At 59.9% G+C, this 25,855-nt stretch carries 25 protein-coding genes; 6 read left to right on the top strand and 19 right to left on the bottom strand.

Features of this window, described 5'->3' with window-relative positions; all coding sequences use genetic code 11:
• Positions 1-2 precede the first annotated feature (2 nt).
• Complete coding sequence (locus JFU48_RS28125) at positions 3-1,949, top strand: S-type pyocin domain-containing protein (protein ID WP_201138336.1); 1,947 nt, start codon at positions 3-5, stop codon at positions 1,947-1,949.
• A 19-nt stretch (positions 1,950-1,968) separates the two neighbouring features.
• Positions 1,969-2,199 (top strand): bacteriocin immunity protein, encoded by a 231-nt coding sequence (locus JFU48_RS28120; RefSeq protein ID WP_201138335.1) that lies wholly within the window; start codon positions 1,969-1,971, stop codon positions 2,197-2,199.
• Positions 2,200-2,247: 48 nt separating this feature from the next.
• Here JFU48_RS28120 and JFU48_RS28115 read toward each other — a convergent pair whose 3' ends face one another.
• The 8 genes from JFU48_RS28115 to minC form a co-directional block, all read right to left on the bottom strand.
• Positions 2,248-4,404 (bottom strand): mechanosensitive ion channel domain-containing protein, encoded by a 2,157-nt coding sequence (locus JFU48_RS28115; protein ID WP_201138334.1) that lies wholly within the window; start codon positions 4,402-4,404, stop codon positions 2,248-2,250.
• A 77-nt stretch (positions 4,405-4,481) separates the two neighbouring features.
• The gene (locus JFU48_RS28110) at positions 4,482-4,658 is read right to left on the bottom strand and encodes a hypothetical protein (RefSeq protein WP_007965354.1); all 177 of its coding nucleotides are present in this window, start codon (positions 4,656-4,658) and stop codon (positions 4,482-4,484) included.
• A 196-nt stretch (positions 4,659-4,854) separates the two neighbouring features.
• A complete protein-coding gene (locus tag JFU48_RS28105) occupies positions 4,855-6,144 on the bottom strand; it encodes a M18 family aminopeptidase (RefSeq protein ID WP_003223140.1) in 1,290 nt (429 codons plus the stop codon).
• A 173-nt stretch (positions 6,145-6,317) separates the two neighbouring features.
• Positions 6,318-7,415 (bottom strand): hypothetical protein, encoded by a 1,098-nt coding sequence (locus tag JFU48_RS28100; protein ID WP_201138333.1) that lies wholly within the window; start codon positions 7,413-7,415, stop codon positions 6,318-6,320.
• Between the two features lie 50 nt (positions 7,416-7,465).
• Complete coding sequence (locus tag JFU48_RS28095; protein ID WP_003223144.1) at positions 7,466-8,101, bottom strand: RluA family pseudouridine synthase; 636 nt, start codon at positions 8,099-8,101, stop codon at positions 7,466-7,468.
• A 91-nt stretch (positions 8,102-8,192) separates the two neighbouring features.
• Positions 8,193-8,447: a cell division topological specificity factor MinE gene (gene minE / locus JFU48_RS28090; protein ID WP_003223146.1), complete on the bottom strand. Its 255-nt coding sequence runs from the start codon at positions 8,445-8,447 to the stop codon at positions 8,193-8,195.
• A complete protein-coding gene (gene minD, locus JFU48_RS28085) occupies positions 8,447-9,259 on the bottom strand; it encodes a septum site-determining protein MinD (RefSeq protein WP_003223148.1) in 813 nt (270 codons plus the stop codon). The genes minE and minD overlap by 1 nt, the downstream gene beginning before the upstream one ends.
• A gap of 199 nt (positions 9,260-9,458) precedes the next feature.
• Positions 9,459-10,196, bottom strand: coding sequence for a septum site-determining protein MinC (minC, locus tag JFU48_RS28080; RefSeq protein ID WP_045122352.1), 738 nt, complete (start codon positions 10,194-10,196; stop codon positions 9,459-9,461).
• Positions 10,197-10,313: 117 nt separating this feature from the next.
• Between minC and JFU48_RS28075 the strand changes: the two genes are divergently transcribed.
• Positions 10,314-11,249, top strand: a complete 936-nt coding sequence (locus JFU48_RS28075; RefSeq protein ID WP_103485989.1) for a lipid A biosynthesis lauroyl acyltransferase — start codon at positions 10,314-10,316, stop codon at positions 11,247-11,249.
• A 35-nt stretch (positions 11,250-11,284) separates the two neighbouring features.
• Entirely contained in the window at positions 11,285-12,457 is a 1,173-nt protein-coding gene (locus tag JFU48_RS28070; protein WP_201138332.1) for a patatin-like phospholipase family protein, read from the top strand.
• 123 nt (positions 12,458-12,580) lie between these two features.
• On the opposite strand, the gene JFU48_RS28065 is transcribed toward JFU48_RS28070, so the two are convergent.
• From JFU48_RS28065 to puuE, 8 genes are all read right to left on the bottom strand, one after another.
• Positions 12,581-13,366: an outer membrane protein OmpK gene (locus JFU48_RS28065; RefSeq protein WP_003223156.1), complete on the bottom strand. Its 786-nt coding sequence runs from the start codon at positions 13,364-13,366 to the stop codon at positions 12,581-12,583.
• A gap of 373 nt (positions 13,367-13,739) precedes the next feature.
• Positions 13,740-14,525 (bottom strand): outer membrane protein OmpK, encoded by a 786-nt coding sequence (locus JFU48_RS28060; RefSeq protein WP_201138331.1) that lies wholly within the window; start codon positions 14,523-14,525, stop codon positions 13,740-13,742.
• A gap of 163 nt (positions 14,526-14,688) precedes the next feature.
• A complete protein-coding gene (locus JFU48_RS28055) occupies positions 14,689-16,047 on the bottom strand; it encodes a nucleobase:cation symporter-2 family protein (RefSeq protein WP_201138330.1) in 1,359 nt (452 codons plus the stop codon).
• A gap of 213 nt (positions 16,048-16,260) precedes the next feature.
• Complete coding sequence (locus tag JFU48_RS28050; RefSeq protein ID WP_201138329.1) at positions 16,261-17,577, bottom strand: urate hydroxylase PuuD; 1,317 nt, start codon at positions 17,575-17,577, stop codon at positions 16,261-16,263.
• Between the two features lie 51 nt (positions 17,578-17,628).
• Entirely contained in the window at positions 17,629-18,132 is a 504-nt protein-coding gene (locus tag JFU48_RS28045; RefSeq protein ID WP_007960046.1) for an ureidoglycolate lyase, read from the bottom strand.
• A gap of 150 nt (positions 18,133-18,282) precedes the next feature.
• Positions 18,283-19,278 (bottom strand): allantoicase, encoded by a 996-nt coding sequence (gene alc, locus JFU48_RS28040; protein WP_003223166.1) that lies wholly within the window; start codon positions 19,276-19,278, stop codon positions 18,283-18,285.
• Between the two features lie 87 nt (positions 19,279-19,365).
• Positions 19,366-19,881: a 2-oxo-4-hydroxy-4-carboxy-5-ureidoimidazoline decarboxylase gene (uraD, locus tag JFU48_RS28035; RefSeq protein ID WP_201138328.1), complete on the bottom strand. Its 516-nt coding sequence runs from the start codon at positions 19,879-19,881 to the stop codon at positions 19,366-19,368.
• Positions 19,878-20,804 carry an allantoinase PuuE gene (gene puuE, locus JFU48_RS28030; RefSeq protein ID WP_003223169.1) on the bottom strand — a complete coding sequence of 309 codons (927 nt, stop codon included), beginning with the start codon at positions 20,802-20,804 and terminating at the stop codon, positions 19,878-19,880. Before puuE ends, uraD begins: the two co-directional genes overlap by 4 nt.
• A gap of 421 nt (positions 20,805-21,225) precedes the next feature.
• On the opposite strand from puuE, the gene uraH reads away from it, so the two are divergent.
• Positions 21,226-21,579, top strand: a complete 354-nt coding sequence (uraH, locus tag JFU48_RS28025) for a hydroxyisourate hydrolase (protein WP_003223171.1) — start codon at positions 21,226-21,228, stop codon at positions 21,577-21,579.
• Positions 21,580-21,771: 192 nt separating this feature from the next.
• Here the strand turns inward: uraH and JFU48_RS28020 are convergent, their stop codons facing one another.
• The 3 genes from JFU48_RS28020 to JFU48_RS28010 all read right to left on the bottom strand — a co-directional run bounded on the left by JFU48_RS28020 (position 21,772) and on the right by JFU48_RS28010 (position 24,603).
• Positions 21,772-22,398: a LysE family translocator gene (locus JFU48_RS28020; RefSeq protein WP_201138327.1), complete on the bottom strand. Its 627-nt coding sequence runs from the start codon at positions 22,396-22,398 to the stop codon at positions 21,772-21,774.
• Between the two features lie 90 nt (positions 22,399-22,488).
• Positions 22,489-23,838: an NCS2 family permease gene (locus JFU48_RS28015; RefSeq protein WP_201138326.1), complete on the bottom strand. Its 1,350-nt coding sequence runs from the start codon at positions 23,836-23,838 to the stop codon at positions 22,489-22,491.
• 318 nt (positions 23,839-24,156) lie between these two features.
• Complete coding sequence (locus JFU48_RS28010; protein ID WP_045122353.1) at positions 24,157-24,603, bottom strand: MarR family winged helix-turn-helix transcriptional regulator; 447 nt, start codon at positions 24,601-24,603, stop codon at positions 24,157-24,159.
• 82 nt (positions 24,604-24,685) lie between these two features.
• On the opposite strand from JFU48_RS28010, the gene JFU48_RS28005 reads away from it, so the two are divergent.
• Positions 24,686-25,852 (top strand): aminotransferase-like domain-containing protein, encoded by a 1,167-nt coding sequence (locus tag JFU48_RS28005; protein ID WP_201138325.1) that lies wholly within the window; start codon positions 24,686-24,688, stop codon positions 25,850-25,852.
• Positions 25,853-25,855 lie beyond the last annotated feature (3 nt).

Below are 25,855 nucleotides of genomic sequence, written 5' to 3'. Positions count from 1 at the left end.
AAATGCTGCGTAATGGAATAACGCTTCCAGTGACAGAGGTGAACCCGGATAAACAAGATGTATATATACATTACTTAGGGAGGGGTGATGGTTCGGGGCGAAATGTTGATTTCGCCCCGCTTGATGAAATTCTGGACATGGAAAGTGCTTACAAGTCTTTTTCCGAAAGCCTTGCTGAAGTACTTGAAGTTGAACTTGCGAATGTCAGAAATGGAGGTGATTCAGTTCCACTCCCTCCGCTAGAGGCCTTAGCGCGAGAGATGCGCTTTAGAGATTCACTGATTGTCCGCAAATACACGGCTCTGTTGTCGACACAGGATGTCGCCATTCAGCGATTCGGTCATGCACAAGTTGAAAGGTTTTATAACAGCGGCCGCCTGCCACAGGTAAATCGGCGAGGCTCCGGCGCCACTGTGCGGCAAGCCTACAGTGCATTGTTTAACGCCAAGTTGCTGGTTGAAGGCATTGGCTTGTTAAACACTCAATCCGCAAGGGTCAGGGAGGTCATTACCGTCGTACAAGCGCAAGAGACTGCGCGAATTGCCCAGGAGCAGGCGCGGTTGGCGGCGGAACACGCCCAGCAGCTTGCTCAGGAACAGGTCCGTGCAGCACAGGATCAAGCGCGCCGGATGGCGGAAGAGTTAGCGCGTATTGCCGCCGCCGATGAAATCAAGCGAGTGGCAGAAGAGCAAGCCCGTTTGGCGGCGCACGCCCGGGAGCAGAAGCTCGCCGAGGAACGGGCAGCGCTTGAGGCGGAAGCTGAAGCACACAGGCTCGCAGAGGAAAAGCGCCGACTGGAAGAAGTCGAACAGGCCAATCGTTCGCTTGAAGACCAGCGACCAAGTCTGGGTCATGGCATACCCCTGCGCCTTCAGGGCAATGTCGCCAACGCCCAGTTGGTCTTTGCGACATCCCGTGGCGCGGTGGCCATTGCTGACAACCTGATGGCGGGATTAGCTGCCGCCATTCGCTCGGCGGTCGGGGAGTTGGCTGGACTGGCTGCAGGAGCGGCGCCGGGCCTGATGGTGGGTGTGGGTGCGTTCATCTACTCACCGACACTGGGCAATGGTGAGTTGCCCGAGCGCTTCTTGCTTAGCCATCCGTTATCGGACCTGTTACCCGGGCCTATGCCGGATCTGCACAGGCTGGCAAGCGAAAGGGCATTGCTGGATTTACCAGTACGTTTAAGTCCCCGGCCATTGACAGGCAATCTGGCGGAACTGCTGGTTGTTCCGGTAGGCGGCAAAAGACTCCCTTCCGGTGTGCGGGTGATTGCAGCGGGCTATAACCCCGGGGATAACACTTACGACACCACGCTTACTGATCTTCCGCCAACAACCGTGGTCTGGACGCCAATAGTTGCGCCGACCGACAGTTCAACGCAGTTGCCCGCCGAGGAGTCAGCTCCACCACGATACTTCGGCGGCAATCTCGTCCCGATTGAAGGGCGGATCGATACCTATCCCGTCCCAGGCAACATTCACTTCGACGACTTCATTCTCGTCTTCCCGCCGGAGTCGGGGCTGCCACCGCAGTACGTCATGTTCCGGGATCGTCGGAATGACGCGGGAGTGGCCAGCGGCTATGGCGAGCCGGTTGTGGGTCGATGGCTTGAGGCGGCTGCGCAAGGTGAGGGGGCGGCCATTCCATCGGAGATCGCTGAGAAGTTGAGAGGGAGGCAGTTCAAAAGCTTCAGAGCTTTTAGAGAGAGATTGTGGAAGGCTGTTTTCCACGAGGAAAGGTTAGCTGAGTTGTTTAATGCGGCGAGTTTAAGCGAAATGAAAAAAGGAAAAGCTCCGGTAGTAAGGGAGAGTGATTCTGTGGGAGCAAGAGTGAAGTACGAACTGCATCATAAGATGGGGTTGGCAGAGGGTGGGGATTTATATAATGCTGACAATATAAGTATTGTCACCCCTAAGGCGCATATTGAAATTCATAAAGGGCTTTGATGTGAAATCGATACAGGAAATGAGTGAAGAAAGTTTTCTTGAGTTTGTCAGAAAAATCTATAACTCAGGGTTTCGTACAGAAAAACAGCAAATTGCTGCCATTCTTGAGTTTAAGCGGCTGGTTGACCATCCTTCTGGCTCAGATTTGATCTACTACCCGGAAGAAGGTAAGGATGGGCCTGAGAAAGTTATAGTCGAGGTGAAGAAGTGGCGCTCCGCTAACGGTAAACCTGGTTTCAAAGATCAATAGAAACTCCCCCCCTATTGGCACTACCAGCCAATAGGGGCACGCTCAGGTTCAGTTTTCCTTCTTGTGCTCCGCGCCCGGCGTAATCACCTGCACACTCATCCGCGGCGTCGCCAGATCCAGTCCAGCTTCGTCCAGATGACGCTTGAGCGACAGGTTGAACGCCCGCGAAACTTCCCACTGTTTGATCGGCGCAGTCTTGAACCGCGCGCGAAGAATCGCGCTGCCGGACTCGAAGCTTTCCACGCCCTGGATCTCCAGCGGCGACCAGATGTTGCGCCGCTGCAGCGGGTCGGTGCGCATTTTCTGGCCGACTTCGCGCATCAGTTTGATCGCGTCGTCGATTTCCATGTTGTACGGCACCGCCACGCGGAAGATCGCGTAGCCGAATTCCCGCGAGTAGTTCTTGATGCTTTTGATTTCGCTGAACGGGATGGTGTGGACGATGCCGTCGATGTCGCGCAGGCGCACGGTGCGGATGGTCAGGCCTTCGACGGTGCCGAGGTGGCCGCCGACGTCGACGTAATCGTCGATGGCCAGTGAGTCTTCGATGATGATGAACAGGCCGGTGATCAGGTCCGCCACCAGCGACTGTGCACCGAAACCGATGGCCAGACCGATCACACCGGCACCGGCCAGCAGCGGGGTGACGTTCATGCCCATGTTCGCCAGGGCGACGATCAGCGCAATGATGAAAATCGCCACGAACAGCACGTTGCGGATCAGCGGCATCATCGTTTGTGCGCGGGCATTGGCCAGGCCTTTGCGCGAGCGGGTCAGGGCGTGATGCACGGCGGTGTCGGCGAGGATCCAGATCAGCCAGGAGAAAATCAGTGTGCCGATCAGGCTGAACAGTTTGACGCTGACGTCATGCCCTTCGCCCTCGGCAAAACCGATCAGCGACTTGCCCCACACGCGCAGGCCGAGTTCGATGAAGGTCAGCCACACCAACAGGTGGGCGAGGGTGTAGAAGAAGCTTTTCAGGCGTTCCGAATACAGCGCATGACGCTTCGGCCCGCGCTGCGGTTTGAGCGAGTGACGGCGGACGAGGCCGTTGATCACCATGCACATCACCAGCAGCACCGTGCAGATCAGCGACTGACGCAGGGCGGTGCTGGTGTCGCCGGCGGAGACGAAGGTGGCGAACAGCGAGATCTCGACCAGTACCAGCGCCGGCACGTACCAGAAGGTGCCGAGGATATCGATGGTGTCGCTGAGGGCGCGGCGGGTCAGGCGGCGGGACAACGGCTGGTTGCGGATCAGATGTGCGATCGGCCGGCGGAAACGCAGGATGAACAGACCGGTGAACAGCGCCGCGAGGACATTGGTGATGGTTGCGGTGGTGTGCGCCAGGTGCACGCCGAGGCCTTCGACCAGGCGCGGGTCACTCAGTGCTTCACCGAATGCGGCGAAGCTGCCGATCAGCCACAACGGACGGAACGCCTGATGCCGCAGGATGTACAGCGCCCGATGCCGGTGCGGGCCGTCGAGCAGCGAGAAGGCGATCACGCAGATCGCCGAGAAACAGGTGCCGACCACCAGCGCATAAGCCAGCACCATCGCCAGGCTCTTGCCCAATGACGAGGGCAGCGCATAGCTCATGTAAACGGTGATGACCAATGCGATCAGCCATGGGCCGAGCTTGCGCAGGGCGAAGCGCAGCATGTCGAGGGCCTTGGGGTGTTGCGGCAGTTCTTCGGTCAGGCCAAAGCGCATGCGCACCCGGTGACCGAGCCAGATCAGCGCGGCGGCGAGCAGGCTCCAGACCATCAGGATCACCGCGAAGCCGAAGATGATCGGCAGCCATTCGCTGGCCGGCAGCATCAGGGCGTCGAGTTCGTCCTTGGCCAGATCGAATTCATTGGACCAGCGGGTGAGCGGGCTGTCGGCACCGGAGAACTGCTGTTCGAAACTGGCCAGGGTGCCGCCGATCAGCCCCAGCACACCTTCTTCCGGTGAGGCCTGGGCTTTCTTGGTGACGTCGCGCAGCTTTTTCAGATCGGTCAGCAACTGGGCGCGTTGCTTGTCGTTTTCCAGCGACTTGATGACTTCATCCAGCGACTGCCCCAGCGGCTCTTGCGCCTCGGGCTGGGTCTTGGTGGTGTTGAGCAGGCCCGGCAAACCGGCCGCATGGGCAGGGGCCAGCGGCAGCAGCGTCATCAGGCAGACAAGGAACAGGCAGGGCAGAGCAAACAGACGAGCGAACACTAGGCGGTCAACCTCGCAAAGGGGCGAATTGAGCGAGTGTACGAGGCGGCCAGAATCAATGCGAGCCGGGCGCGGATTTATTCGTTGAGTTTGGCGAGGATCTTGTAGACCACGGTGGCCAGGATCATCAGCATGCCGACCCACATGGCAAAGACGCCGGCGTTCTTGTCGCGGAAGTTGAAGCCGATCGCCAGCAGGATCATCCCGCTCAGGATCGGAATGAGCATGGCGTGGAAGGAGGACATCGAAATCATGGAGACTGCCTTGTCGAAATGAATGATGTAAGTCTAGGTCGCTTTTGGCGGAGCGGTTCTGATGTGTATCAGAATTGAGTCAGTCCAATGATGAAATTGTGTTGTCTGGACTGCCGCTTTCGCGAGCAGGCTCGCTCCCACAGGTTGAAATGCATTCCAATGTGGGAGCGGGCTTGCTCGCGAAGCTTTTCAGCTTTTACGGCAATTCGCGACTGGCGTAGAACGCGCTCAGCACTTTGACCAGGTGCGCCAGGTCGTGGCTGCCGCACAGTTCGCGGATCGAGTGCATGGCGAAGGTCGGCAGGCCGATATCCACGGTGCGCACGCCCAGGTGGCTGGCGGTGATCGGGCCGATGGTCGAGCCGCAGCCCATGTCACTGCGCACCACGAAGCTCTGCACCGGTACTTCTTCGGCCATGCACAGGTGGCGGAAGAACCCGGCGGTTTCGCTGTTGGTGGCGTAGCGCTGGTTGCTGTTGACCTTGATCACCGGGCCGGCGTTGAGTTTCGGGCCGTGGTTGGCGTCGTGCTTCTCGGCGTAGTTCGGATGCACGCCGTGAGCGTTGTCGGCCGAGACCAGCAGCGATTTCTGGATGGTGCGGACGAACTCGTCACCTTCGGGCAGCAGACGACGCAGGGTCTGTTCGAGCATCGGGCCGTCGGCACCGCAGGCCGAGCAGGAGCCGACTTCTTCGTGGTCGTTGCACACCAGCACGCAGGTTTCTTCGGTGTCGGCGGTGAGCAGGGCTTGCAGGCCGGCGTAACACGACAGCAGGTTGTCCAGGCGCGCACCGGCGATGAAGTCGCCGTGCAGGCCGATGATCGCAGCGCTTTGGGTGTCGTAGAAGCTCAGTTCGTAATCCAGCACCACGTCGGCGTTCAGGCCATGTTCGCGGGCCAGTTGATCGGTCAGTACGGCGCGGAAGTCGACGCGCTCGTCACCGGCGAACTGCGCGAGGATCGGTGGCAGCTCGGTCTGCGCGTTGATTGCCCAACCCTGATTGGCTTCACGGTTGAGGTGAATCGCCAGGTTGGGAATGATCGCGATCGGTGCCTTGAAGTCGATCAGCTGGCTTTCGACCTTGCCGTCGCGACGGAAGGTGACGCGGCCGGCCAGCGACAGGTCGCGGTCGAACCACGGCGCGAGCAGCGCGCCGCCGTAGACTTCAACGCCCAGTTGCCAGAAACCCTGACGTTGCAGTTCCGGTTGAGGCTTGACCCGCAGGCAGGGGCTGTCGGTGTGGGCGCCGACCAGACGGATTCCGTCGTGCAGCGGCGAGTTGCGGCCCATTTTGATTGCGACGATCGAGGAGTCGTTACGGGTGACGTAGTAGCGGCCGTTGGCCTCGGTAGTCCACGGCTCGCGCTCGTCGAGGCGCACATAACCGGCGGCCTCCAGACGCTGGACAAGGCTGGCAGTGGCGTGGAACGGGGTAGGGGAGGCCTTGAGAAAGTCGATCAGGCCTTGGTTCAACTCTTCGCGCATAAGAAGCTCCAGACAGCAATGGGCGCGAGTTTAACGCATCGGCCCGGGAATTGAATCTGGACAGGATCGGGGTGGGAGCGGGCTTGCTCGCGAAAGCGGTGGGTCAGATGCAGATTTTTTGGATGACACACCGCTTTCGCGAGCAAGCCCGCTCCCACAGGGAGTGATGTGGATCAGCGGGCGGCTACGCGTTTTTTCAAATAGTTCATGATGACTTTTTCATCTTCCGGTTTATCCGGACGCGGCAACTGTTGCGGCCAAGACTTCTGGCTCAGCAGTTTTTTCTGCTGGCTCTCGTCCCAGCGCAGAATTTCCCGCGAGGCGCATTCCCACCATTCGTGCCGGCAAACGCTGTAGTACGGATCTTCCGGCGCAGCGCTGCCGTACAGCAGATCGCGACCGACCTTGCGCAACGCACCTTTTTGATTGCGCAGCTTCCATTTGATTTTCAATCGGCGCCAGGCCGACGGGAACGGTTTGACCCGTGGCACGTCGGTACACAGATCCACCAAGCGCTGGCTGAACTGCTCGCCGTGCTGGGAGAAGAAGTACGTCTGCATCGCGTGGAAGAAGCGTTTTTCCGCGAAGTAGTGGTAAACGTGTTTGCGCGCCTCTATCACCTGACGCTCGCGCATGGCGTACGACAGGGCGATCTGTTCGATGGTGTGGATTTCGAAGCCGCCGAGTGTCCATTCATCGATCAGCCGGATCGATTCCTCGAATAGAGCAGAATCACTGTCGGTCACGCCGCACAAGCCGCTGTTGTAGAGCTTGAAACCGTTATCCGGCGTCACACCATGCATGCGCAGATCGCGGCCGAGTTTCTGATAGTCGCTGCGCTGGTGCACATCTTTCCAGTTGTACTCGAAGCGATCCATCACCGAGCGGTTCGGCTCGATGAATTTGAACAGTTGGCTCGGGTGACGGGTGAACAGGGTGTCGGTGTCGACGAACAAGGTCTTTTCCGCCCACTGCATGCCGGCGGCGATGGCGCAGGCCTTGCGTCGGTGGTGATAGCCATGAGTGCCTTGCCAGCGGGTCTGGGTCGCTTCGTCCAGCAACACCGTGTCGACCGGCCAGCCGGCGTAGTCCTCGGGGCGATCGGTGAGAATCCTGATGGCCGGCCGGTCGCCGTTTTTGGCTTGGGACAGCGCGGTCAGGATGCTGAACTTGGCTTCGCGCCGGTATACATCCTGATTGCCGTAAACCAGGTAAAGCAGCTGATGACGAACTTTCTTGGGGGGTGTTACCAGGGAATCAATACAACTCATCCGAAAACAAAATCCTTGTACAAAAAAAAGCGCTGCCGCTCAGGCAACGCTTAAAACGGTGCCGGGCATTCGAAGCGCAGACGCTCGCCGGTTTGCGGGTGGGTGAAGCTCAGCATGCTCGCGTGCAGACACAGGCGAGGCCACGCCGCCAGGGCCTGTTCGTGGGCGTAGAGGCCGTCGCCCAGCAGCGGGTGACCGATGGACAGCATGTGTACGCGCAACTGGTGCGAGCGACCGGTAATCGGCGTCAGTTCCACGCGGCACCAATCGCCACAACGCTCAAGCACGCGCCAGAAGGTCAGTGCATGCTTGCCGAATTCGTGGTCGACCACGTGCCGCGGTTTGGTCGGCGGATCGTAGCGCAGCGGCAGGTCAATGCTGCCGCTGTCCAGTTCCGGCTGACCCCAGGCGAGGGCGGTGTAGGCTTTTTCGGTTTCACGATCATGAAACTGGCGGGACAGTTCGCGATGGGTATCGGGGTCCCGGGCCAACAGAATGATGCCGGAGGTTTCCCAGTCCAGGCGATGGACGATGCGCGCTTCGGGGTAGCCGTTTTCCTGCAGGCGAGTGATCAGGCAGTCCTTGTTGTCGTCGGCGCGACCGGGCACCGAGAGCAGCAACGTCGGTTTGTCGACCACCAGTACGGCGGCGTCCTGATGAATGATGCGGATGTTGGACAGCGGCATTAAAACAGCCTCGTAACAAATGCCAACGGCGGCTCAGGGCCATTCCGCAAGGGGAATGGCCCTGAGCCGCCGCCGTTCCTGCCGGATCGACTCAGCGATCTGGCAGGGTGATGTTGAGTTCCAGAATCGAGCAACTGCCCTGGCTTTCCAGTGCAACATGTACGTCGTCGTTACCGATGTTGACGTACTTGCGGATCACGTCGACCAGTTCCTTCTGCAAGGCTGGCAAGTAATCCGGCGTGCTGCGCTGGCCGCGCTCATGCGCCACGATGATCTGTAGACGCTCTTTCGCTACCGAGGCGGTACTTGGCTTTTTGTTGGCACGAAAGAAGTCAAAAAGGTTCATTACCTACCTCCAAACAGGCGCTCGAAGAATCCCTTCTTCGTAACATCGAGGAAACGATGTTCTTTTTCTTTGCCCAGCAGACGATCAACGGCATCGCTGTACGCCTGACCGGCATCGCTCTGGTCGTCGAGAATCACCGGGACGCCCGAGTTGGAAGCTTTCAGGACCGCTTGCGACTCAGGGATGACGCCCAGCAGGGTCACGGCCAGAATTTCCTTCACGTCTTCGACGCCCAGCATCTCGCCATCGCTGACGCGCTGCGGATTGTAACGGGTCAGCAGGAGGTGTTCCTTGATCGGCTCTTCGCCGTTTTCGGCGCGACGCGATTTGCTGGCCAACAGGCCCAGCATGCGGTCGGAGTCACGTACCGAGGACACTTCCGGGTTGGTCACGATGATCGCTTCGTCGGCGAAGTACATGGCCAGGTGCGCACCTTTCTCGATGCCCGCCGGGGAGTCGCAGACCACGAAGTCGAAGTCTTCCTTGAGCGCCATCAGGACTTTTTCCACGCCTTCGACGGTCAGCGCGTCTTTGTCGCGGGTCTGGCTGGCGGCCAGCACGTAGAGGTTTTCCAGGCGCTTGTCTTTGATCAGGGCCTGCTGCAGGTTGGCTTCGCCGTTGACCACGTTGACGAAGTCGTACACCACGCGACGCTCGCAACCCATGATCAGGTCGAGGTTACGCAAGCCCACGTCGAAGTCGACGATCACTGTTTTGTGGCCGCGCAGAGCGAGGCCGGTACCGATAGCGGCGCTGGTGGTGGTCTTACCCACACCACCCTTGCCGGATGTAACCACGAGAATCTTGGCCAAGGTGTTTCACCCCTAAGGAAGAAGGACTTTTTAGCCCCTGAAAAACATCTCTTGAAAACTACTGCAGTCGGACAGCCTTGGCTGGAGTTCGGCGCAAGTCGCACTTGCCGGGGGCAAACGCTCCTTGATCCTTTTTCCTACTTCGTTTGAGCCGTTTTCGCTACGTTTTAGAGATGCTTGGAAAATGCGGCAGTATCCGTTAAAGCCGAATGATGTTCAACACGTCGGCCGACAGGCTGACCTGTACACCGGAGCCCCACAGTGGATCGCGGCGCAAATCTTCGGAAACCTTGTAATGCCCGGCGATGGAGATCAGTTCAGCGCTCAATTGCTGACAGAAAATCCGCGCCTTGGTGTCGCCCTTGACACCGGCCAGCGCACGACCGCGCATCGGGCCGTATACATGGATGTTGCCATCGGCAAGAAGTTCCGCCCCCGGACTGACCGAGGAAACCACGACCAAATCGCCACCCTGGGCGTATATCTGTTGGCCACCACGTACTGGCGTGGTGATTACACGGGTCGGTTTGACGGTCGGCTCCGGCGGCTTTTCCGGCTTCTTTTTGACTTCCGGTTCCGGGGCTTCCAGCGGTCGTTCACGGGCGCCGGACGGCGGCAGCACCGGGATGTCGATGGCGATGGCGGCGGCGATGTCTTCGATGCGACTGGCGCGGATCGCCAGGGTACGCAGGCCATGCTGGCGGCACACGCGCATCAGACCGGGCAGATCGACCGCGCCTTCGCCCGGCGGCAGTTTGTCCAGCGCCAGGACCAGCGGGGCATTGCTGAAGAAGTTCGGGGCCTGGGCGACTTTGGCGGCCAGTTGCCGATCGAGGCTGTCGAGGTCGTTACGGGACAACTCCAGCACCGTAATGGCCAGCATGCTGCCCTTCAACTGGAACACAGGATCTTGATCTGGCGATTCGTTTTGGCTCATATCGGCATACAACGGCTTGTCACTAAAAGTGCCGAGACTTATAACGAGAACGCCCGCGAGCCGCAAGCCGGGTCGAACAATGTAGAATGCGCGGCCACTGAATTTACGGAAGCTTTAATGGATCGCCCGCGTTTTCGAAGAGCCTTTCTTTCTCCCCGCTTCTGGCCGCTCTGGTGCGGTCTGGGGTTGTTGTGGCTGGTCGTGCAGTTGCCGTATGCGGTTTTACTGACGATCGGTCGTATTCTGGGCGCATTGATGTATCGCGTGGCCGGCGACCGGCGGCGCATCGCCAAGCGCAATCTTGAACTGTGCTTCCCGGAAAAATCCGCCGCCGAGCGCAAACGCCTGCTCAAGGAAAACTTCGCCTCCACCGGCATTGCGTTTTTTGAAATGGCGATGAGTTGGTGGTGGTCGCGTGAGCGTCTGGCGAAGCTGGCCCACGTCGAAGGCCTGGAGCATCTGCAACAGGCCCAGCGTGAAGGCAAAGGCGTGATCCTCATGGCCGCGCACTTCACTACCCTGGAAATCGGTGCGGCGCTGCTCGGTCAGCAGCACACCATCGACGGCATGTACCGCGAGCACAAGAACCCGTTGTTCGACTTCGTCCAGCGTCGTGGCCGCGAACGGCACAACCTCGATTCGCTGGCGGTGGAGCGTGACGATGTGCGCGGCATGCTCAAGCTGCTGCGTTCGGGCCGGGCGATCTGGTACGCACCGGATCAGGACTACGGCGCCAAACAAAGCATCTTCGTGCCGTTGTTCGGCATTCAGGCGGCGACCGTGACCGCCACCACCAAGTTTGCCCGGCTGGGCAAGGCGCTGGTGGTGCCGTTCACTCAGGAACGTCTGGCCGACGGCAGCGGTTACAAACTGGTGATTCATCCGCCGCTGGAAGACTTCCCAGGTGAAACCGAAGAGGCCGACTGCATCCGCATCAACCAGTGGGTGGAAAGTGCGTTGCGCGCCTGCCCTGAGCAATACTTGTGGGCGCATCGCCGGTTCAAGAGCCGTCCACCGGGTGAGCCGAAGCTTTACCCTAAACGGCGCGGCTGATTCACTCACCCTTTCAAGCACCATGGAGCGTTGCGATGAGCCCAGCTGAACCGGTCACAGGTTTGATTCTTTCCGGCGGCGGGGCTCGGGCGGCGTATCAGGTGGGGGTGCTGGCGGCGATTGCCGAATTGCTGCCACTGGGTGCGGACAATCCGTTTCCGGTGATCGTCGGCACTTCGGCCGGGGCGATCAACGCGGTCAGCCTGGCCAGTGGCGCCACCGATTTTCGCGCGGCCATCGAACGCCTGACGCTGTTCTGGCAGGGCTTTCGCAGCCATCGGGTGCTGCGCAGCGACTGGCCGGGGGTGATCCGTCAGGCCAGCCGTTTCGTCAGTCACAGCCTGCTGGGTATGGGCCGCCACCTGCCGGTGGCGCTGCTCAACAGCTCGCCCTTACGCGATTTACTCAACGAAAAACTGCACATGTCCGGCATTGCCGAATCCATTGCCTGCGAGCAGTTGCATGCGGTGGCGGTGACCGCGTTCGGTTATGAGTCGGGGCAAGCCGTCACGTTCTATCAGGGCGGCGGCAAGATCGATGCATGGTTGCGGCATCGCCGTATCGGTGTGCCGACGCAGTTGTCGGTGGACCACTTGCTGGCCAGTTCAGCAATCCCGCTGTTGTTCGCCCCGGTGAAAATCGGCGAGGAATATTTCGGTGACGGCGCAGTCCGCCAATCGCCGCCGATCAGCCCGGCGCTGCACCTGGGCGCGAGCCGGGTGCTGGTGGTGGGCGTCAGCGGCAACCCGCGCGGTTTCGATCCTCAGCAACCGCTGGAGCGCTCCTACACCGGTCAGCAGCCCACTCTGGCGCAGATTGGCGGGCACCTGCTCAACAGCACGTTCATCGACAGCCTGGAGAGCGACATCGAGTTGCTGCAGCGTCTGAACCAGTTCAGTCACCTGATGCCCGAGGGCGTACCGACTCGTGAGTTGGGCGTGGCGCCGGTGGAGGTGCTGGTGATTGCGCCGAGTCAGCCGATCGATGAAATCGCGGCGCGGCATCGCCAGGAGTTGCCGGCGGCGTTGCGCCTGTTCCTGCGCGGCCCGGGTGCGACCAAGACCAGTGGGGCGGGGGTGTTGAGCTATCTGCTGTTCGAGGCGGGGTATTGCAGCGAGCTGATCGACCTGGGACGGCGCGATGCGTTGGCCAAGCGTGAAGAGTTGTGCCGGTTTCTGGGTATCAGCGAAGCGGTGGTGCCGGCCTGAGATTTGCGGTGCGGCCATTCGCGAGCAAGCCCGCTCCCACATTGGTTCTGTGTCGGTCACAAAACCAGTGTGGGAGCGGGCTTGCTCGCGAAGGCGTCCTTGCAGACGCCACTGATACCAGGATCAGAAGTGGAACTTCACCAGGAAGCTGGTCACGTTCTGATTGGTGGTAAAGCCACGGGAGTCTTCGATCCCGTACTTGTCTTTCCAGTAGTCGTACTCAACACCGACGTACAGCTGCTTCTCGCCAAAATGCAGGGCCTTGCCCAGGTCGTATTTGACCTGCGGGTTGAAGTGCAGGTTGGCGTGATACTCGCCCTTGTTGTTGACGTCGTTGTCGACCACCCAGTCCATGTAGCCGTCGATCAGCACGTTCGAGCTGCCGACCGGAATGGTGTAGGACCAGACCGGAGTGATCTGCCAGACGTTGTCACCCGGACGCGAGCTGTCGGTGTGGCGCTGGTAGAAGTTCAACTGGAAGTAGTCGAAACCCGGGATCGCCAGATCGAAACCAGGACCGATCAGGTACGACTCGACGTCGCCTTCACCGAACTCGTAAGTCATCGCCAGCAGCACGTCCTTGATCGGGCCGAATTCGATCTTCTGGTCCAGCACCTTGCCCAGCGAGATGCGTGGCTGGAACTCACCATAAGTGGTGTTCGGGCCGACGTTGGCGTCGTCCTTGCCGTTGTAGAAGATCTTGTCGACGAACAGGAAGTTATCCCCGTATTTCCAGGCGTCGGCGTGTTCGAAGGTGACGGTCTGCTGGATCGCCGGGTTGACCTTGAAGTCTTTGCCGTAGAGGTAGGTCAGGCTGTTGTTCTGCCATTGCAGCAGGCCATCGGCCATGGCCTGACCCCCGGCCAACATCGATCCCGCGAGCATCAGGCTGGTGCACATACGTTTCATTCGGTTGCTCCCAAAGTAGGTGTTCCACGTTTATTTTTTTAAGATCGGCGCTCTGGTGTGGCGCCTTTTTTCGTTGCTGCAAAAGTCATCCGATCGGTCAGCTTCGCTGGTGATAGCAAGAGCTGGGCCAAGGCTTTCAGAAAGCAAAAAAACGCCCGTTCGGCTGCTGAAAAACAGTCGATTGAGCGGGTTTTCGGGATGCCTCGGTACTGACCGGGGCCGGGATAAGTTGACTCTTCGGTCAGGAATTAAATCCGGGCTTTTTTTTAGACCGAATTCAAGAGGCCGCGGAGAATACTGACTCCTCGGCCAGGTCTCAAGTGCCCCGCAACAGAGCACCGACGACAGGTATGGGGCACGGTTGCGGGCCATCTTAGAAGTGCACCTTCACCAGCAGGCTGGCGGTGTTCTGGTTGGTGTCGAGGTTATGGCTGCTTTCGACTCCGTACTTGTTCTTCCAGTAGCTGTACTCGGTGCCGACGTACAGTTGCTTGTGGCTCCAGCCCAGGGCTTTGCCCAGGTCGTATTTGATCTGCGGATTGATGTGCAGGTTGGCGTGGTAGGTGCCGCGCGAGTTCTGGTCGTTGTCGACGACCCAGTCCAGATAGCCGTCGATCAGCAGATCGGAATTGCCCACGGGAACGCTGTACGACCAGCCCGGGGTGACCTGCCACACACCGTCTCCAGGGCGCGGGCCTTCGGTGTGGCGGCGGAAGATGTTCAGGGTCACGTAGTTGAAGCCGGGCACCTTGAGGTCGAAGCCGGGGCCGATCAGGTAGGCCTCGCTGTCGCCTTCGCCGTACTCGTAGGTCATCGCCAGCAGCACGTCCTTGATCGGGCCGAACTCGAGTTTCTGGTCGAAGATCTTGCCGAACGAGAAGCGCGGAGTGAATTCGCCGTAGTAGGTGTGCGGGCCTTTGTTGCGGTCGTCCTGGCCGTTGTAGAAGATCTTGTCGACGAACAGGAAGTTGTCGCCGTACTTCCATTTGTCAGCGTGCTCGAACGTCACCGTCTGCTGGATCGACGGGTTGATCGCGAAGTTCTTGCCGTACAGGTAGCTCAGGCTGTTGGTCTGCCACAGCAGTAAATCGCCGGCCATGGCCTGACTCGCGGCCAGCAGGCCGCCACTCAACAGAACGTTGGTTTGCGTGCGAATCATCTGTTGCTCCCTCTTGTTTTTATTTTTAAGGCGCAGAGCTGTTTGCTTGTCCCTGTGGGAGCGGGCTTGCTCGCGAAAGCGGTGTGTCATTCAACAGGGTTGGTGACTGACACGGCCTCTTCGCGAGCAAGCCCGCTCCCACAGGGTTAAATCGGTGTTGCTGTTAATGCTGATGCGCGTGGCAGTCGTTGATCGCTGCGCGTTCGGCGCCGCCGAGGATGTTGAACAGCAAGTTCAGGGTCAGCGCGCTGAGCGTGGCCATGGCGATGCCGCTATGGGTAATCGGGCTCATCCACATCGGCAAGTGCGCGAAGAACTCCGGACGCACCACCGGGATCAGGCCCATGCCGATGCTCACCGCCACCAGCAATTGATTACGACGGTCACCGATGTCGGCTTCCTGAAGAATCTTGATCCCGGTAGCCGCCACCATGCCGAACATCGCAATCGCTGCACCGCCAAGCACCGCCGGTGGAATCGACGCCACCAGGAACGCCGCTTTCGGCAGCAGGCTCAGCACGATCAGCAGACCACCGGCGACGATGGTCACCGAGCGGCAGCGCACGCCGGTCATCTGCACCAGGCCGATGTTCTGCGCGAACGAGGAGTGGGTGAAGGTGTTGAAGAACCCGGCAAAGAACGATGCAGCCGCGTCACACATCAAGCCGCGACGCAGCATGCGCGGGCAGACTTCCTGGCCGGTGATCTTGCCCAGCGCCAGGAACATGCCGGTGGACTCGACGAAGATGATCACCACCACCAGGCACATCGACAGGATCGGCGCGAGTTCGAATTTCGGCATGCCGAAGTGCAGCGGGGTGACGAACTGAACCCATGGCGCGCTGGCCATGCCGCTCAGGTCGACCATGCCGAGCGCGCCGCAAAGTACGTAGCCGAAACACATGCCGATCAGCACGGAAATATTCACCCAGAACCCGCGCATGAAGCGGTGGATCAACAGAATGGTCGCCAGCACCAGGGCGGCGATGGCCAGGTAAATCGGCGAGCCGAATTGCGCAGCGGCGGCGCCGCCACCGGCCCAGTTCACGGCCACGGGGAACAGCGACAGACCGATCGAGGTGATGACTGTGCCGGTCACTAGCGGCGGGAAGAAACGCACGACCTTGGACATGAACGGCGCGATGAGCATGCCGAAGAACCCGGCGGCGATGGTTGCACCGAAGATCCCTTGCAGACCGATACCGGGCATGCCGGCCATGGCGACCATGCTGCCGACGGCGGCGAAACTGGCGCCCATCATCACTGGCATGCGGATGCCCATCGGGCCGATACCCAGCGACTGGACGATGGTGGCGATACCGGCGACCAGCAGGTCGGCGTTGATCAGGAAGGCGATTTCTTCACGACTCAGGCCAGCGGCCTGTCCGATGATCAGCGGCACCGCGATGGCACCGCCGTACATCAGCAGAACATGTTGCAAACCGACCAGGATCAGTTGCAAAAGGGGCAAACGCTGAATGGCGGGTGCGTCGGGGATGCGCGCTTTGGACAGCTCGGACATGCAACACCTCGGATCTTTTTTATTCTTGTGATTAACAGCTGTTGGGTTGCTCACAGCTGTTTCTTTGCATCAGGTCTGTGGCGAGGGAGCTTGCTCCCGCTGGACTGCGCAGCATTCCCTGCTCTTCAGGCAAAGAGAGGGGCCGCTTCGCGACCCAGCGGGAGCAAGCTCCCTCGCCACAAAAGCCTGCTTTTACACAGGCTTTTGTCTGGCTCAGTTGGTCTGGGCTCCCTGCGCGATCCATGCACCGATCAGGTCACGTTCCTGCTGGGTCATCTGCGTGATGTTGCCCAGTGGCATGATCTGCGTGGTGATGGCTTGCGCCTGGATCCGCGCCGCGTTCTGGCGGATCTGCTCGGGGGTGTCGAACATCACACCGGCAGGTGCCGCGCTGAACAACGGGCTGGTCGGTTTGGCCGAATGGCAGACCGCGCAGCGTTCCTGGATCACGTTGTGCACCTTGTCGAACGCAGGGCCTGCGTTGGACGCTTGCGCCGGTGCCGCAGCAGGGGCTGCTGCTGGCGCTGCAGGTGCCGCCGCTTCAGCCGGTTTCGCGCCACCGCCCAGTGCCGTTTCCGGCAGTGGCTGGTACTCGATTTTCGCGGGTGCCTTGGCCACGTCCGGTGCGGTCGGCATCGGCGCAGGGCCGGTGACGTACGCCAGGGTGATCATGCCCACCGCTGCCACTGGCAGAGTCCAGGCAAACTTGTGGCTGTCGTGACGGGTGTTGAAGTAGTGACGTACCAACACCGCCAACACCGCGATCCCGGCCAGGATCAACCAGTTGTACTGGCTGCCGTAGGTGCTCGGGAAGTGGTTGCTGATCATGATGAACAGCACCGGCAGGGTGAAGTAGTTGTTGTGACGCGAACGCAGCAGGCCCTTGGCTGGCAGCGCCGGGTCCGGTGTGCGGTTCTCGGCGATGGCCGCGACCAGTGCACGTTGCGCCGGCATGATGATGCGGAACACGTTACCGACCATGATGGTGCCGATGATCGCGCCGACGTGCAGGTACGCACCACGACCGCTGAACACCTTGCTGAAGCCATACGCCGCGCCGATGATCAGCACGAACAGGATGAAGCCCAGCAGAGCAGGTTTTTTGCCCAGTGGCGAATCGCAGAGGAAGTCGTAGACGAACCAGCCAGCGATCAGCGAACCGATGCCGATGGCCACGCCTTCAGGGCCGGTCAGGCCGCTGCCGGGTGCTACAAGGTAGAGCACGGGGTTGGAGTAGAACACCACGCACAGCAGCGCGATCCCCGACATCCAGGTGAAGTAGGCTTCCCATTTGAACCAGTGCAGGTTCTCCGGCATCGACGGTGGGGCCAGTTTGTATTTTTCCAGGTGATAGATACCGCCGCCGTGGATTGCCCACAGATCACCGGCAAGACCGGTTTTCGGGTTGACGCGGTTGAGGTTGTTCTCCAGCCAGACGAAGTAGAACGACGCGCCGATCCAGGCCACGCCAGTGATCATGTGAACCCAGCGCACGCTCAGGTTCAGCCATTCCAACAGATGTGCTTCCACAGTCTTTACCTCTCGCCTGTCACCCTTGTTGTCGGGTGATCAGACCTTCTCTTATTGGTGGGGGGCGAGGATCAAACGCTCATCCTCTTTGAAAAAATGCTCATCGCAGTTATTGCCTGTGCCACTGCGATCAACCACCAGGAAGTCATCCCGCTTTTCGATCGTCAGCACCGGGTGGTGCCAGACGCCGCGATGGTAATTGATGCCCTGCCTGCCGTTGGTGACGAAGGCGCGGACCAAGCCTGATACAGGTTCATCGCCAAGTGGCGCGACCACGATCAGAAAGGGGTTGCCGAGCAGCGGAATGAAAGCCTGGCTGCCCAGCGGATGGCGTTCCAGCATGCTCACGGTCAGCGGCATGTCCTGCGCATCGGCGCGGAAGATGCTGATGATCGCGTTGTCCTCAGGCGTAGCGGTTTCGACCGTCGCCAGTTTGTGGAAGCGCATGGTCGAACCGTTGTTGATCATGAAGTGGTCGCTGCCGTCGGTTTCGATCACGTCACCGAAGGGGGCGAAGGCTTCTTTGGTCAGCGGTTCAATCGTTAGTGTGCGCATGCTGTTCTTTTCCGAATTCTGTGTTGTTCAACTTGTCAGTGCGTCTTGCGCGATCCCTGTAGGAGCTGGCGAAGCCTGCGATCTTTTGATTTGGCTTTTAAGATCAAGATCAAAAGATCGCAGCCTGCGGCAGCTCCTACAGACTCAGCATTACTTCGCGACCTTGCCCAAAACGCGCAGGCGACTCACACCACCATCCGGGAACACGTTCAGACGGATGTGGGTGATCGGGCCCAGTGCCTTGATCTGCTCGACGAAGGTGTGTTCGGCGTGCATTTCCAGCTTCTGGCTCGGCAGCAGTTCACGCCAGAACAGCGACTGGGTTTCGATCTGGCTGTCGGTGCCGCCCTTGACGAACGCGCCCTGGATCGAGCAGGTGTCCGGGTAGTTGCCCTTGAAGTGCAGGGTGTCGACGATGATTTTTTCGATCTCGCCCGGGTGGCCCAGCGCGACGATCACCCAGTCATTGCCCGGGGTACGACGACGTGCGGTTTCCCAGCCGTCGCCCATGTTGATGCCACGGCCCGGGTTGAGGATGTTGCTCATGCGGCCGAAGTGTTCGTCGGAGCAGGCGAGGGCGCGGCCACCGTTGAGGGCTGCAGCCAGGTCGACTTGCTCGTTGTCGCCAACAGCCGACCAGTCGCGGAACGGAATGCCGTACACGCGCAGACGGGCGACACCGCCGTCCGGGTAGATGTTGAAGCGCAGGTGGCTGAACGCTTGGTCGTTGCTGATTTCGTGGTAGTGGTGGCTGTTGCCTTGCAGCTCGACGGCCGACAGCACTTCAGTCCACTGGGTGTTTTCGTCCGGCTCGCCCGAGGCCAGGAAGCACGCTTCCAGCGAGGCCGATGGCGGGAAGTTGCCGGTGAAGAATGAGGTGTCGATGTCCACGCCTTTGATCGAGCCCGGTACGCCCAGACGGATCACCGCGCTGTCGTAGCCTTCAAAGCGCTTGCGACGCGATTCCCAGCCGTCCATCCACTTGCCGTTGTCGTCGAACACACCCTCCTTCCACACGGCCGGGGTCGGCTGAAACAGACGATTGGCGTCTGCGAACCAGTCATCGGTGACCGAAATGATTTTGGTGCCCAGACGGGCATCGGCCAGGTTGACGAACTTCTCGAAAGGTACGGCGTAAGCTTTCATTCTTCTTGTCTGCCTTTAATAAGTTGGCTGGGGATGCTTGCGAGGCCCTGGGCATTCTCCGCGTCTGACATGCTCGGGCCAGGCTTGCTAAAGAGTCAGTAAACGGAACAGGGCGATCTTGTTGATCTCCGCCAGCGCGCATTTGAATTCGGTGTCGACCGAGTTGTGAATGCGCGTTTCGAACGCCGCGAGGATCTGATGCCGGTTGCTGCCTTTTACCGCCATGATGAAGGGAAACTTGAACTTGGCCTTGTAGGCGTCGTTCAGCTCGGTGAAGCGCTGGAACTCTTCGGCCGTGCATTGGTGAATACCGGCGCCAGCCTGTTCATTGGTGCTGGCTTCGGTCAATTGGCCCTGGACGGCGGCTTTGCCGGCCAGGTCCGGGTGAGCGTTGATCAGTGCCAGTTGACTGGCGTGATCGGCGCTCAACAGGATGTCGCTCATGCGCTGGTGCAGGGTTTCGATCTCGTCGATCGAAGCGTCCGCGCCCAGGTCGTAGGCCTTCTCGGCCACCCATGGCGAATGTTCGTAGATGTCGGCGAAGGCTTTGACGAAGGCGTCGCGGCTCAGGGTCGACGGTTGCAGGGTTTGAAAGTGGCTCATTTGGCGGCCCCTTGGTACGGGTGGGTTGCGTGCCAGTGGCGTGCGATGTCGACGCGACGGCTGAACCACACCTGTTCATGACTTTTAGCGTATTCGATGAAGCGCTTGAGCGAGGCCAGACGCGCCGGACGGCCGATCAGGCGGCAGTGCAGACCGATCGAGAGCATCTTCGGCGCTTCGGCACCTTCGGCGTAGAGCACGTCGAATGCGTCTTTGAGGTATTCGAAGAAGTCGTCGCCCTTGTTGAAACCCTGAACTTGCGTGAAGCGCATGTCGTTGGTGTCGAGGGTGTACGGGATCACCAGGTGCGGCTTGCCGGTCGGGTTGTTCGGTTCCCAGTAGGGCAGGTCGTCGTCGTAGGTGTCACAGTCGTAGAGGAAACCACCTTCTTCCATCACCAGGCGACGGGTGTTCGGGCCGGTGCGGCCGGTGTACCAGCCCAGTGGGCGTTCGCCGGTGAGTTCGGTGAGGATGCGGATCGCTTCGAGCATGTGCTCGCGCTCCTGCGCCTCGTCCATGTACTGGTAGTCGATCCAGCGGTAGCCGTGGCTGCAGATCTCATGACCGGCTTCGACCATCGCGCGGATCACGTCCGGGTGGCGCTGGGCGGCCATGGCCACGGCGAAGATGGTCAGTGGAATGTCGAATTCCTTGAACAGTTTCAGGATCCGCCAGACGCCGGCGCGGCTGCCATACTCGTAAAGCGATTCCATGCTCATGTTGCGCGCGCCTTGCAGCGGCTGGGCAGCGACCATTTCCGAGAGGAAGGCTTCAGATTCTTTGTCGCCGTGCAGGATGTTGCGTTCGCCGCCTTCTTCGTAATTGAGCACGAACGACAGGGCGATGCGGGCATTGCCCGGCCAGTGTGGGTGAGGAGGGTTACTGCCGTAACCGATCAGGTCGCGTGGGTAGTCAGCGCTCACTGCAGTCTTCCTTCTTGTTCGTTGACAGGTTTGTGTAACGGCATGCACAGGCTGGCGTCACAGCGATGGGCTGATTGTATACAACTTTATTCTCAATTTGTAAGCCTGAATTTTCGCATTTTTCACCGACTGTCATCTTTTGCTGCTAATGGCGTAAACCTGCAAGAAACCTGCCTGATCAGTCAGCTAATGGCTGTGAGGTTCAATAGCCAGGCGCTTTAGGCGCAGATCCGCGGTAAACGCCCGAATGGCGGGGGTGATGCGAAAAATGTCGTTTTTATTGTGTACAATTTTTTTGAAAAGTGTCTTAATCAGTCGCTCGCCGCAACTTTTCGTGCTCCGAATCGGTGCGGTCTCCTTTTTACCTGACTTCGGGAGGCGCGAAGTCTGACTGCTCTTTGCGGCCAGGCGCGCAGAATCAATGGGACGTTTGACAACACACGTTTTGGACGCTGCACACGGTTGCCCGGGCAGCTCGATCAAGGTCGAGCTGTACCGCGTCGAAGGTTCGCACCTGGAATTGGTCGCCAGTGCGATAACCAACAGCGATGGCCGGGTCGATGCGCCGCTGCTGCAAGGCGATGACTACCGCACCGGGGTCTATCAGGTGCAGTTCCACGCTGGCGATTACTACCGCGCCCGTGGCGTTCAGTTGCCGGAACCGGCGTTCCTCGACGTGGTGGTGCTGCGTTTCGGCATCTCCGCCGAACAGGATCACTACCACGTACCACTGCTGATCTCGCCTTACAGCTATTCCACCTATCGGGGCAGCTGACCCCCAAGCAGCTGCCCCCACCGGGAAGCGACTGCGCATATAGCTTCTTTGGTCTTTCGCCCGCTCACACTGCGGGCTTTTTTTCGCCTGGAGGAAAGTGTTGTCTGATCTGACGCCTTCGCGAGCAAGCCCGCTCCCACATTTGCAATGCATTCCCTTGTGGGAGCGGGCTTGCTCGCGAAGCTTTTGCTGTCAGCGGCTCAACAGAGAAGCAGCCCCGGCACCGCTGAACAACCCGGCACTCACCCGATTGAACCAGCTCTGTCCCTTGCCGCTACGCAGATACTGCGCCGCACCATGCGCGCCCAACCCGTAAGCCAGTTTGCAGCACAGATCCAGCACCACCCACGTCGCAATCATGATCAGCAACTGCGGCAGGAACGGCTGTTGTGCGCTGAGGAACTGCGGCAGAAACGCGGCGAAGAACAGAATGTCTTTCGGATTGCTCGCACCCAGGACAAAGGCGCGCCCGAACAGTGTGCGAAAGCGTGGAACTGGTGCGGCTTGTGGCACTTCGGCACCGACCGCTGGCTGACGCGATTGCTGCCAGCTCTGCCAGGCGAGATAGAACAGGTACAGCGCGCCGACGATTTTCAGAGCGCTGAACAGTTGTTCCGACGCCAGCAGCAGGGCGCCCAGCCCCAGCGCCGAGGCACTGAGCAGGCAGATCGAGGCGATCACGCCGCCGAGAAATGCCGGGTAAGAGCGGCGCAAGCCGTAGTTCAGACTGTTGCTGATCATCAACAACGACAGCGGCCCCGGAATCAGGATCACCACCAATGCAGCGCCGCTGAACAGCAGCCAGGTTTCCAGACTCATCACTTTGCTCCTTTTTTTGTTGTACTCAAGAATGTGCAAAAGCCCCACCCGCGAGGGTGAGGCTGTTTTGACGCTTGAACCGCGTGACGCTTACAAGAAGATGAACTTGGCGATGAAGATCGCGCAGAGCACCCACAGGCTGACGGAAATTTCCTTGTGCTTGCCGGTGCCGGCCTTCAGCGCCACGTAGGTGATGAAGCCCAGCGCAATGCCATCGGCGACCGAGAAGGTCAGCGGCATCATGATCGCGGTGACAATCGCCGGGATGGCGTCAGTGGCCTCATCCCATTCGATGTGCGCCATGCCGCCCATCATCAGCATTGCGACATAAATCAGCGCACCGGCTGTGGCGTAAGCCGGAATCATGCCGGCCAGTGGCGCGAAAAACATCGCGGCTATAAATAGCACACCCACGGTGACTGCGGTAAGACCAGTCCGACCACCAGCTGCTACGCCAGCGGCACTTTCAACATAGCTGGTGACGGGAGGAACGCCGACCACCGCACCGAAGACGCTGGAGGCGCTGTCGGCTTTCATCGCGCGGGAAAGGTTTTCGATACGCCCGTCAGCGTTGACCAGATTGGCGCGCTGAGCCACGCCCATCAGGGTGCCGGCGGTGTCGAACATGTGTACGAAGAGGAAGGCCAGGACCACGCTGATCATGCTGACGTTGAACACACCGGCGATGTTCATCGCCATGAACGTAGGCGCCAGGCTTGGCGGGGTCGACATGATGCCCGAGTAGTGCACGATGCCCAGGCCCCAACCGGCCAGGGTCACGGTGATGATGCTGATGAGGATCGCGCCGAACACTTTGTGGTAGCTGAGGATCGCGATCATCAGGAAGCAGATCGCGGCGAGCAGCGGGCCGGGCTCGCGCAGGGAGCCGAGTTTGATCAGCGTCGCCGGGCTGTCGACGACGATGCCGGCGGTCTTCAGGCCGATCAGCCCGAGGAACAGACCGACACCGGCGCCCATCGCAAAGCGCAGGCTGACCGGGATGCTGTTGAGCAGCCATTCGCGAATCCGCGAGAAGGTCAGGATCATGAACAGCACGCCGGAGACGAATACCGCACCGAGCGCGGTTTCCCAGTTGTAGCCCATGGTGCCGACCACGGTGTAAGTGAAGAATGCGTTGAGGCCCATGCCCGGCGCCAGGCCCACCGGCCAGTTGGCGTACAGACCCATCAGCAGGCAGCCGAGCGCGGCGGCGATGCAGGTGGCGACGAAGGCTGCACCGTGATCGATCCCGGCATCGGCCATGATGTTCGGGTTGACGAAGATGATGTAGGCCATGGTGATGAAGGTTGTCAGACCGGCAATCAGCTCGGTCTTCACCGTGGTGCCATGCAAGCTGAGTTTGAAGATGCGCTCCAGCACGCCTGTGCGTAAGGGCGGCGAGAGTTCCAGCGTCGATGCTTCGGATTTGCGGCTTTCCACAGCGAGTACTCCTCAAGAGTTTTATTGTTATTTCCAGGGCCGGACCCATGAGGGGTGGCAGCAGCCCTTTGAGGCATACGCGAATTTGTTGACCATGCGGTCAGGAACTCGCACGCAGTGGATTATGCTTTTGTGTACAAATAAAGCAAATATTGTTTTTGGTTTTGTTTACGAAACGTCAGGCGATAGGGATATATCGTTTGTTCTGGCCCCTTCGGGAGCAAGCCCCCTCCCACAGTGGATCTCCAGTGGACCCCAATCATGGGTAACCAGCAGAACCCTGTGGGAGGGGGCTTGCTCCCGAAGAGGCCAGTCCAGTCAATCGAGAGGTGACTGAGTGTTCCCAAGCGCCATATTCACCGCCAGCCAGCCATTCACCGCCGCCTCCCCAGCCTCGGCAAACACCCGCTCGAGCAACTTCACTTGCTCGCGGCGCAACGCCTGCTCGAACTTCGCACCTTCCACGGTCAATTCCAGCAGACGCTTACGCTTGTCCGCCGCCGACGCCACGCTGTCCACCAGGTGCATTTCCTGCAGTTGGCGCAACGGCATGTTCAGCGCCTGTTTGCTTACGCCGAGCAATCCCAGCAACTCCTTCACACTCAAATTCGGATAACGCGCGATGAAAAATACAATCCGCTGATGCACCCGGGACAGACCGCGGCGCTCCAGCATTTCATCGGCCTTGGCGGTGAACGCCTGATAGCCGAAGAAAAACGCTTCCATCGCCTGTTGCTGGCTGGCGGGGCTTTTAAGGTCAAGCATGTTGACGTACTCGCTCAAGCTGTCGTAGTTTCGGTCAAGCAGTTTGACTCAAATCTCTCCAGCCTCGCTACCGGTGACTCCCATGGCTTTTTCCGAACGTGTCTCGCGCCTTAAAAGTTCTCTGATCCGTGAAATCCTCGCCGCCGCCCAGCGCCCGGAGGTGATGTCGTTCGCCGGTGGCCTGCCCGCCGAAGCCATGCTGCCGAATGTCGAATGGTCCGAGATGCCGCTGGCGCTGGGTCAGTACGGCATGAGCGAGGGCGAGCCGGCGCTGCGTGAAGCGCTGGCGGCGGAGGCGAGGGCCCTGGGCCTGGCGTGCGAGGCGAGTCAGGTGCTGGTGGTCAGCGGTTCCCAGCAGACCCTCGATCTGGCGGCCAAGTTGTACATCGACAAGGGCACCGAAATTCTTCTGGAGGCGCCGACCTACCTGGCCGCGCTACAGATCTTCCAGCTGTTCGGCGCCGAATGCCTGACCGTGCCGCAAGAATCCGATGGCCCCAATCTCGCTCAACTGCGCAGTCGCCTTGAGCAACATCGCCCGGCGTTCATCTACCTGATCCCGACGTTCCAGAACCCCTCCGCCGTGCGCTACAGCGAAGCCAAGCGCGCTGCCGTCGCCGCGTTGCTGGATGAATTCGGCGTGACCCTGATCGAAGACGAGCCGTACCGCGAATTGACTTTCGACGGCGGCAGCGCCAAACCGATTGCCGGGCGCCTGCACAAAGCCAGCTGGATCTACACCGGCACCGTATCGAAAACCCTGCTGCCGGGTTTGCGCGTCGGCTACCTGATCGCCAGTCCGGACCTGTTCCCGCATTTGCTCAAGCTCAAGCAATCGGCGGATCTGCACACCAACCGCATCGGCCAGTGGCAGGCGCTTCAGTGGATCGGCAGTGGAAAATATCAGCAGCACCTGAGCGAGTTGCGCGGCTTTTACCGACAGCGCCGGGATGCTTTCCAGTCAGCGCTGGAAACGCATTTCTCTGATCTGGCGCACTGGAACATGCCGCAGGGCGGGCTGTTTTTCTGGCTGACGCTAAAGCAACCGCTGGATACGCGAACGCTGCTCAACGCCGCGCTGGCCAGCGACGTAGCGTTCATGCCCGGTGAGCCGTTCTTTGCGGATCCGGACAACCATCACGGGCATCTGCGCCTGAACTTCAGCCACATCGATCCGGCGCGTCTGAATGAAGGGCTCAAGCGACTGGCGGCGGTGGTGCGCCAAGCCCAGGCAGCGTTAGCGGCGTAAGAG

It is taken from the genome of Pseudomonas sp. TH49 (assembly GCF_016650625.1).
GTDB lineage: Bacteria > Pseudomonadota > Gammaproteobacteria > Pseudomonadales > Pseudomonadaceae > Aquipseudomonas > Aquipseudomonas fluorescens_H.
Note: the sequence above shows the minus strand (reverse complement) of the source record. Positions and strands in the feature narration are given on the sequence as shown.

Excerpts from the sequence above, each read along its gene's own strand:
- JFU48_RS28125 (WP_201138336.1), top strand. The coding sequence starts at position 3 with ATGCTGCGTAATGGAATAACGCTTCCAGTGACAGAGGTGAACCCGGAT.
- JFU48_RS28120 (WP_201138335.1), top strand. The coding sequence starts at position 1,969 with ATGAGTGAAGAAAGTTTTCTTGAGTTTGTCAGAAAAATCTATAACTCA.
- JFU48_RS28110 (WP_007965354.1), bottom strand. The coding sequence starts at position 4,658 with ATGATTTCGATGTCCTCCTTCCACGCCATGCTCATTCCGATCCTGAGC.
- JFU48_RS28105 (WP_003223140.1), bottom strand. The coding sequence starts at position 6,144 with ATGCGCGAAGAGTTGAACCAAGGCCTGATCGACTTTCTCAAGGCCTCC.
- JFU48_RS28100 (WP_201138333.1), bottom strand. The coding sequence starts at position 7,415 with ATGAGTTGTATTGATTCCCTGGTAACACCCCCCAAGAAAGTTCGTCAT.
- JFU48_RS28095 (WP_003223144.1), bottom strand. The coding sequence starts at position 8,101 with ATGCCGCTGTCCAACATCCGCATCATTCATCAGGACGCCGCCGTACTG.
- minE (WP_003223146.1), bottom strand. The coding sequence starts at position 8,447 with ATGAACCTTTTTGACTTCTTTCGTGCCAACAAAAAGCCAAGTACCGCC.
- minC (WP_045122352.1), bottom strand. The coding sequence starts at position 10,196 with ATGAGCCAAAACGAATCGCCAGATCAAGATCCTGTGTTCCAGTTGAAG.
- JFU48_RS28075 (WP_103485989.1), top strand. The coding sequence starts at position 10,314 with ATGGATCGCCCGCGTTTTCGAAGAGCCTTTCTTTCTCCCCGCTTCTGG.
- JFU48_RS28070 (WP_201138332.1), top strand. The coding sequence starts at position 11,285 with ATGAGCCCAGCTGAACCGGTCACAGGTTTGATTCTTTCCGGCGGCGGG.
- JFU48_RS28065 (WP_003223156.1), bottom strand. The coding sequence starts at position 13,366 with ATGAAACGTATGTGCACCAGCCTGATGCTCGCGGGATCGATGTTGGCC.
- JFU48_RS28060 (WP_201138331.1), bottom strand. The coding sequence starts at position 14,525 with ATGATTCGCACGCAAACCAACGTTCTGTTGAGTGGCGGCCTGCTGGCC.
- JFU48_RS28055 (WP_201138330.1), bottom strand. The coding sequence starts at position 16,047 with ATGTCCGAGCTGTCCAAAGCGCGCATCCCCGACGCACCCGCCATTCAG.
- JFU48_RS28045 (WP_007960046.1), bottom strand. The coding sequence starts at position 18,132 with ATGCGCACACTAACGATTGAACCGCTGACCAAAGAAGCCTTCGCCCCC.
- alc (WP_003223166.1), bottom strand. The coding sequence starts at position 19,278 with ATGAAAGCTTACGCCGTACCTTTCGAGAAGTTCGTCAACCTGGCCGAT.
- uraD (WP_201138328.1), bottom strand. The coding sequence starts at position 19,881 with ATGAGCCACTTTCAAACCCTGCAACCGTCGACCCTGAGCCGCGACGCC.
- uraH (WP_003223171.1), top strand. The coding sequence starts at position 21,226 with ATGGGACGTTTGACAACACACGTTTTGGACGCTGCACACGGTTGCCCG.
- JFU48_RS28020 (WP_201138327.1), bottom strand. The coding sequence starts at position 22,398 with ATGAGTCTGGAAACCTGGCTGCTGTTCAGCGGCGCTGCATTGGTGGTG.
- JFU48_RS28010 (WP_045122353.1), bottom strand. The coding sequence starts at position 24,603 with ATGCTTGACCTTAAAAGCCCCGCCAGCCAGCAACAGGCGATGGAAGCG.
- JFU48_RS28005 (WP_201138325.1), top strand. The coding sequence starts at position 24,686 with ATGGCTTTTTCCGAACGTGTCTCGCGCCTTAAAAGTTCTCTGATCCGT.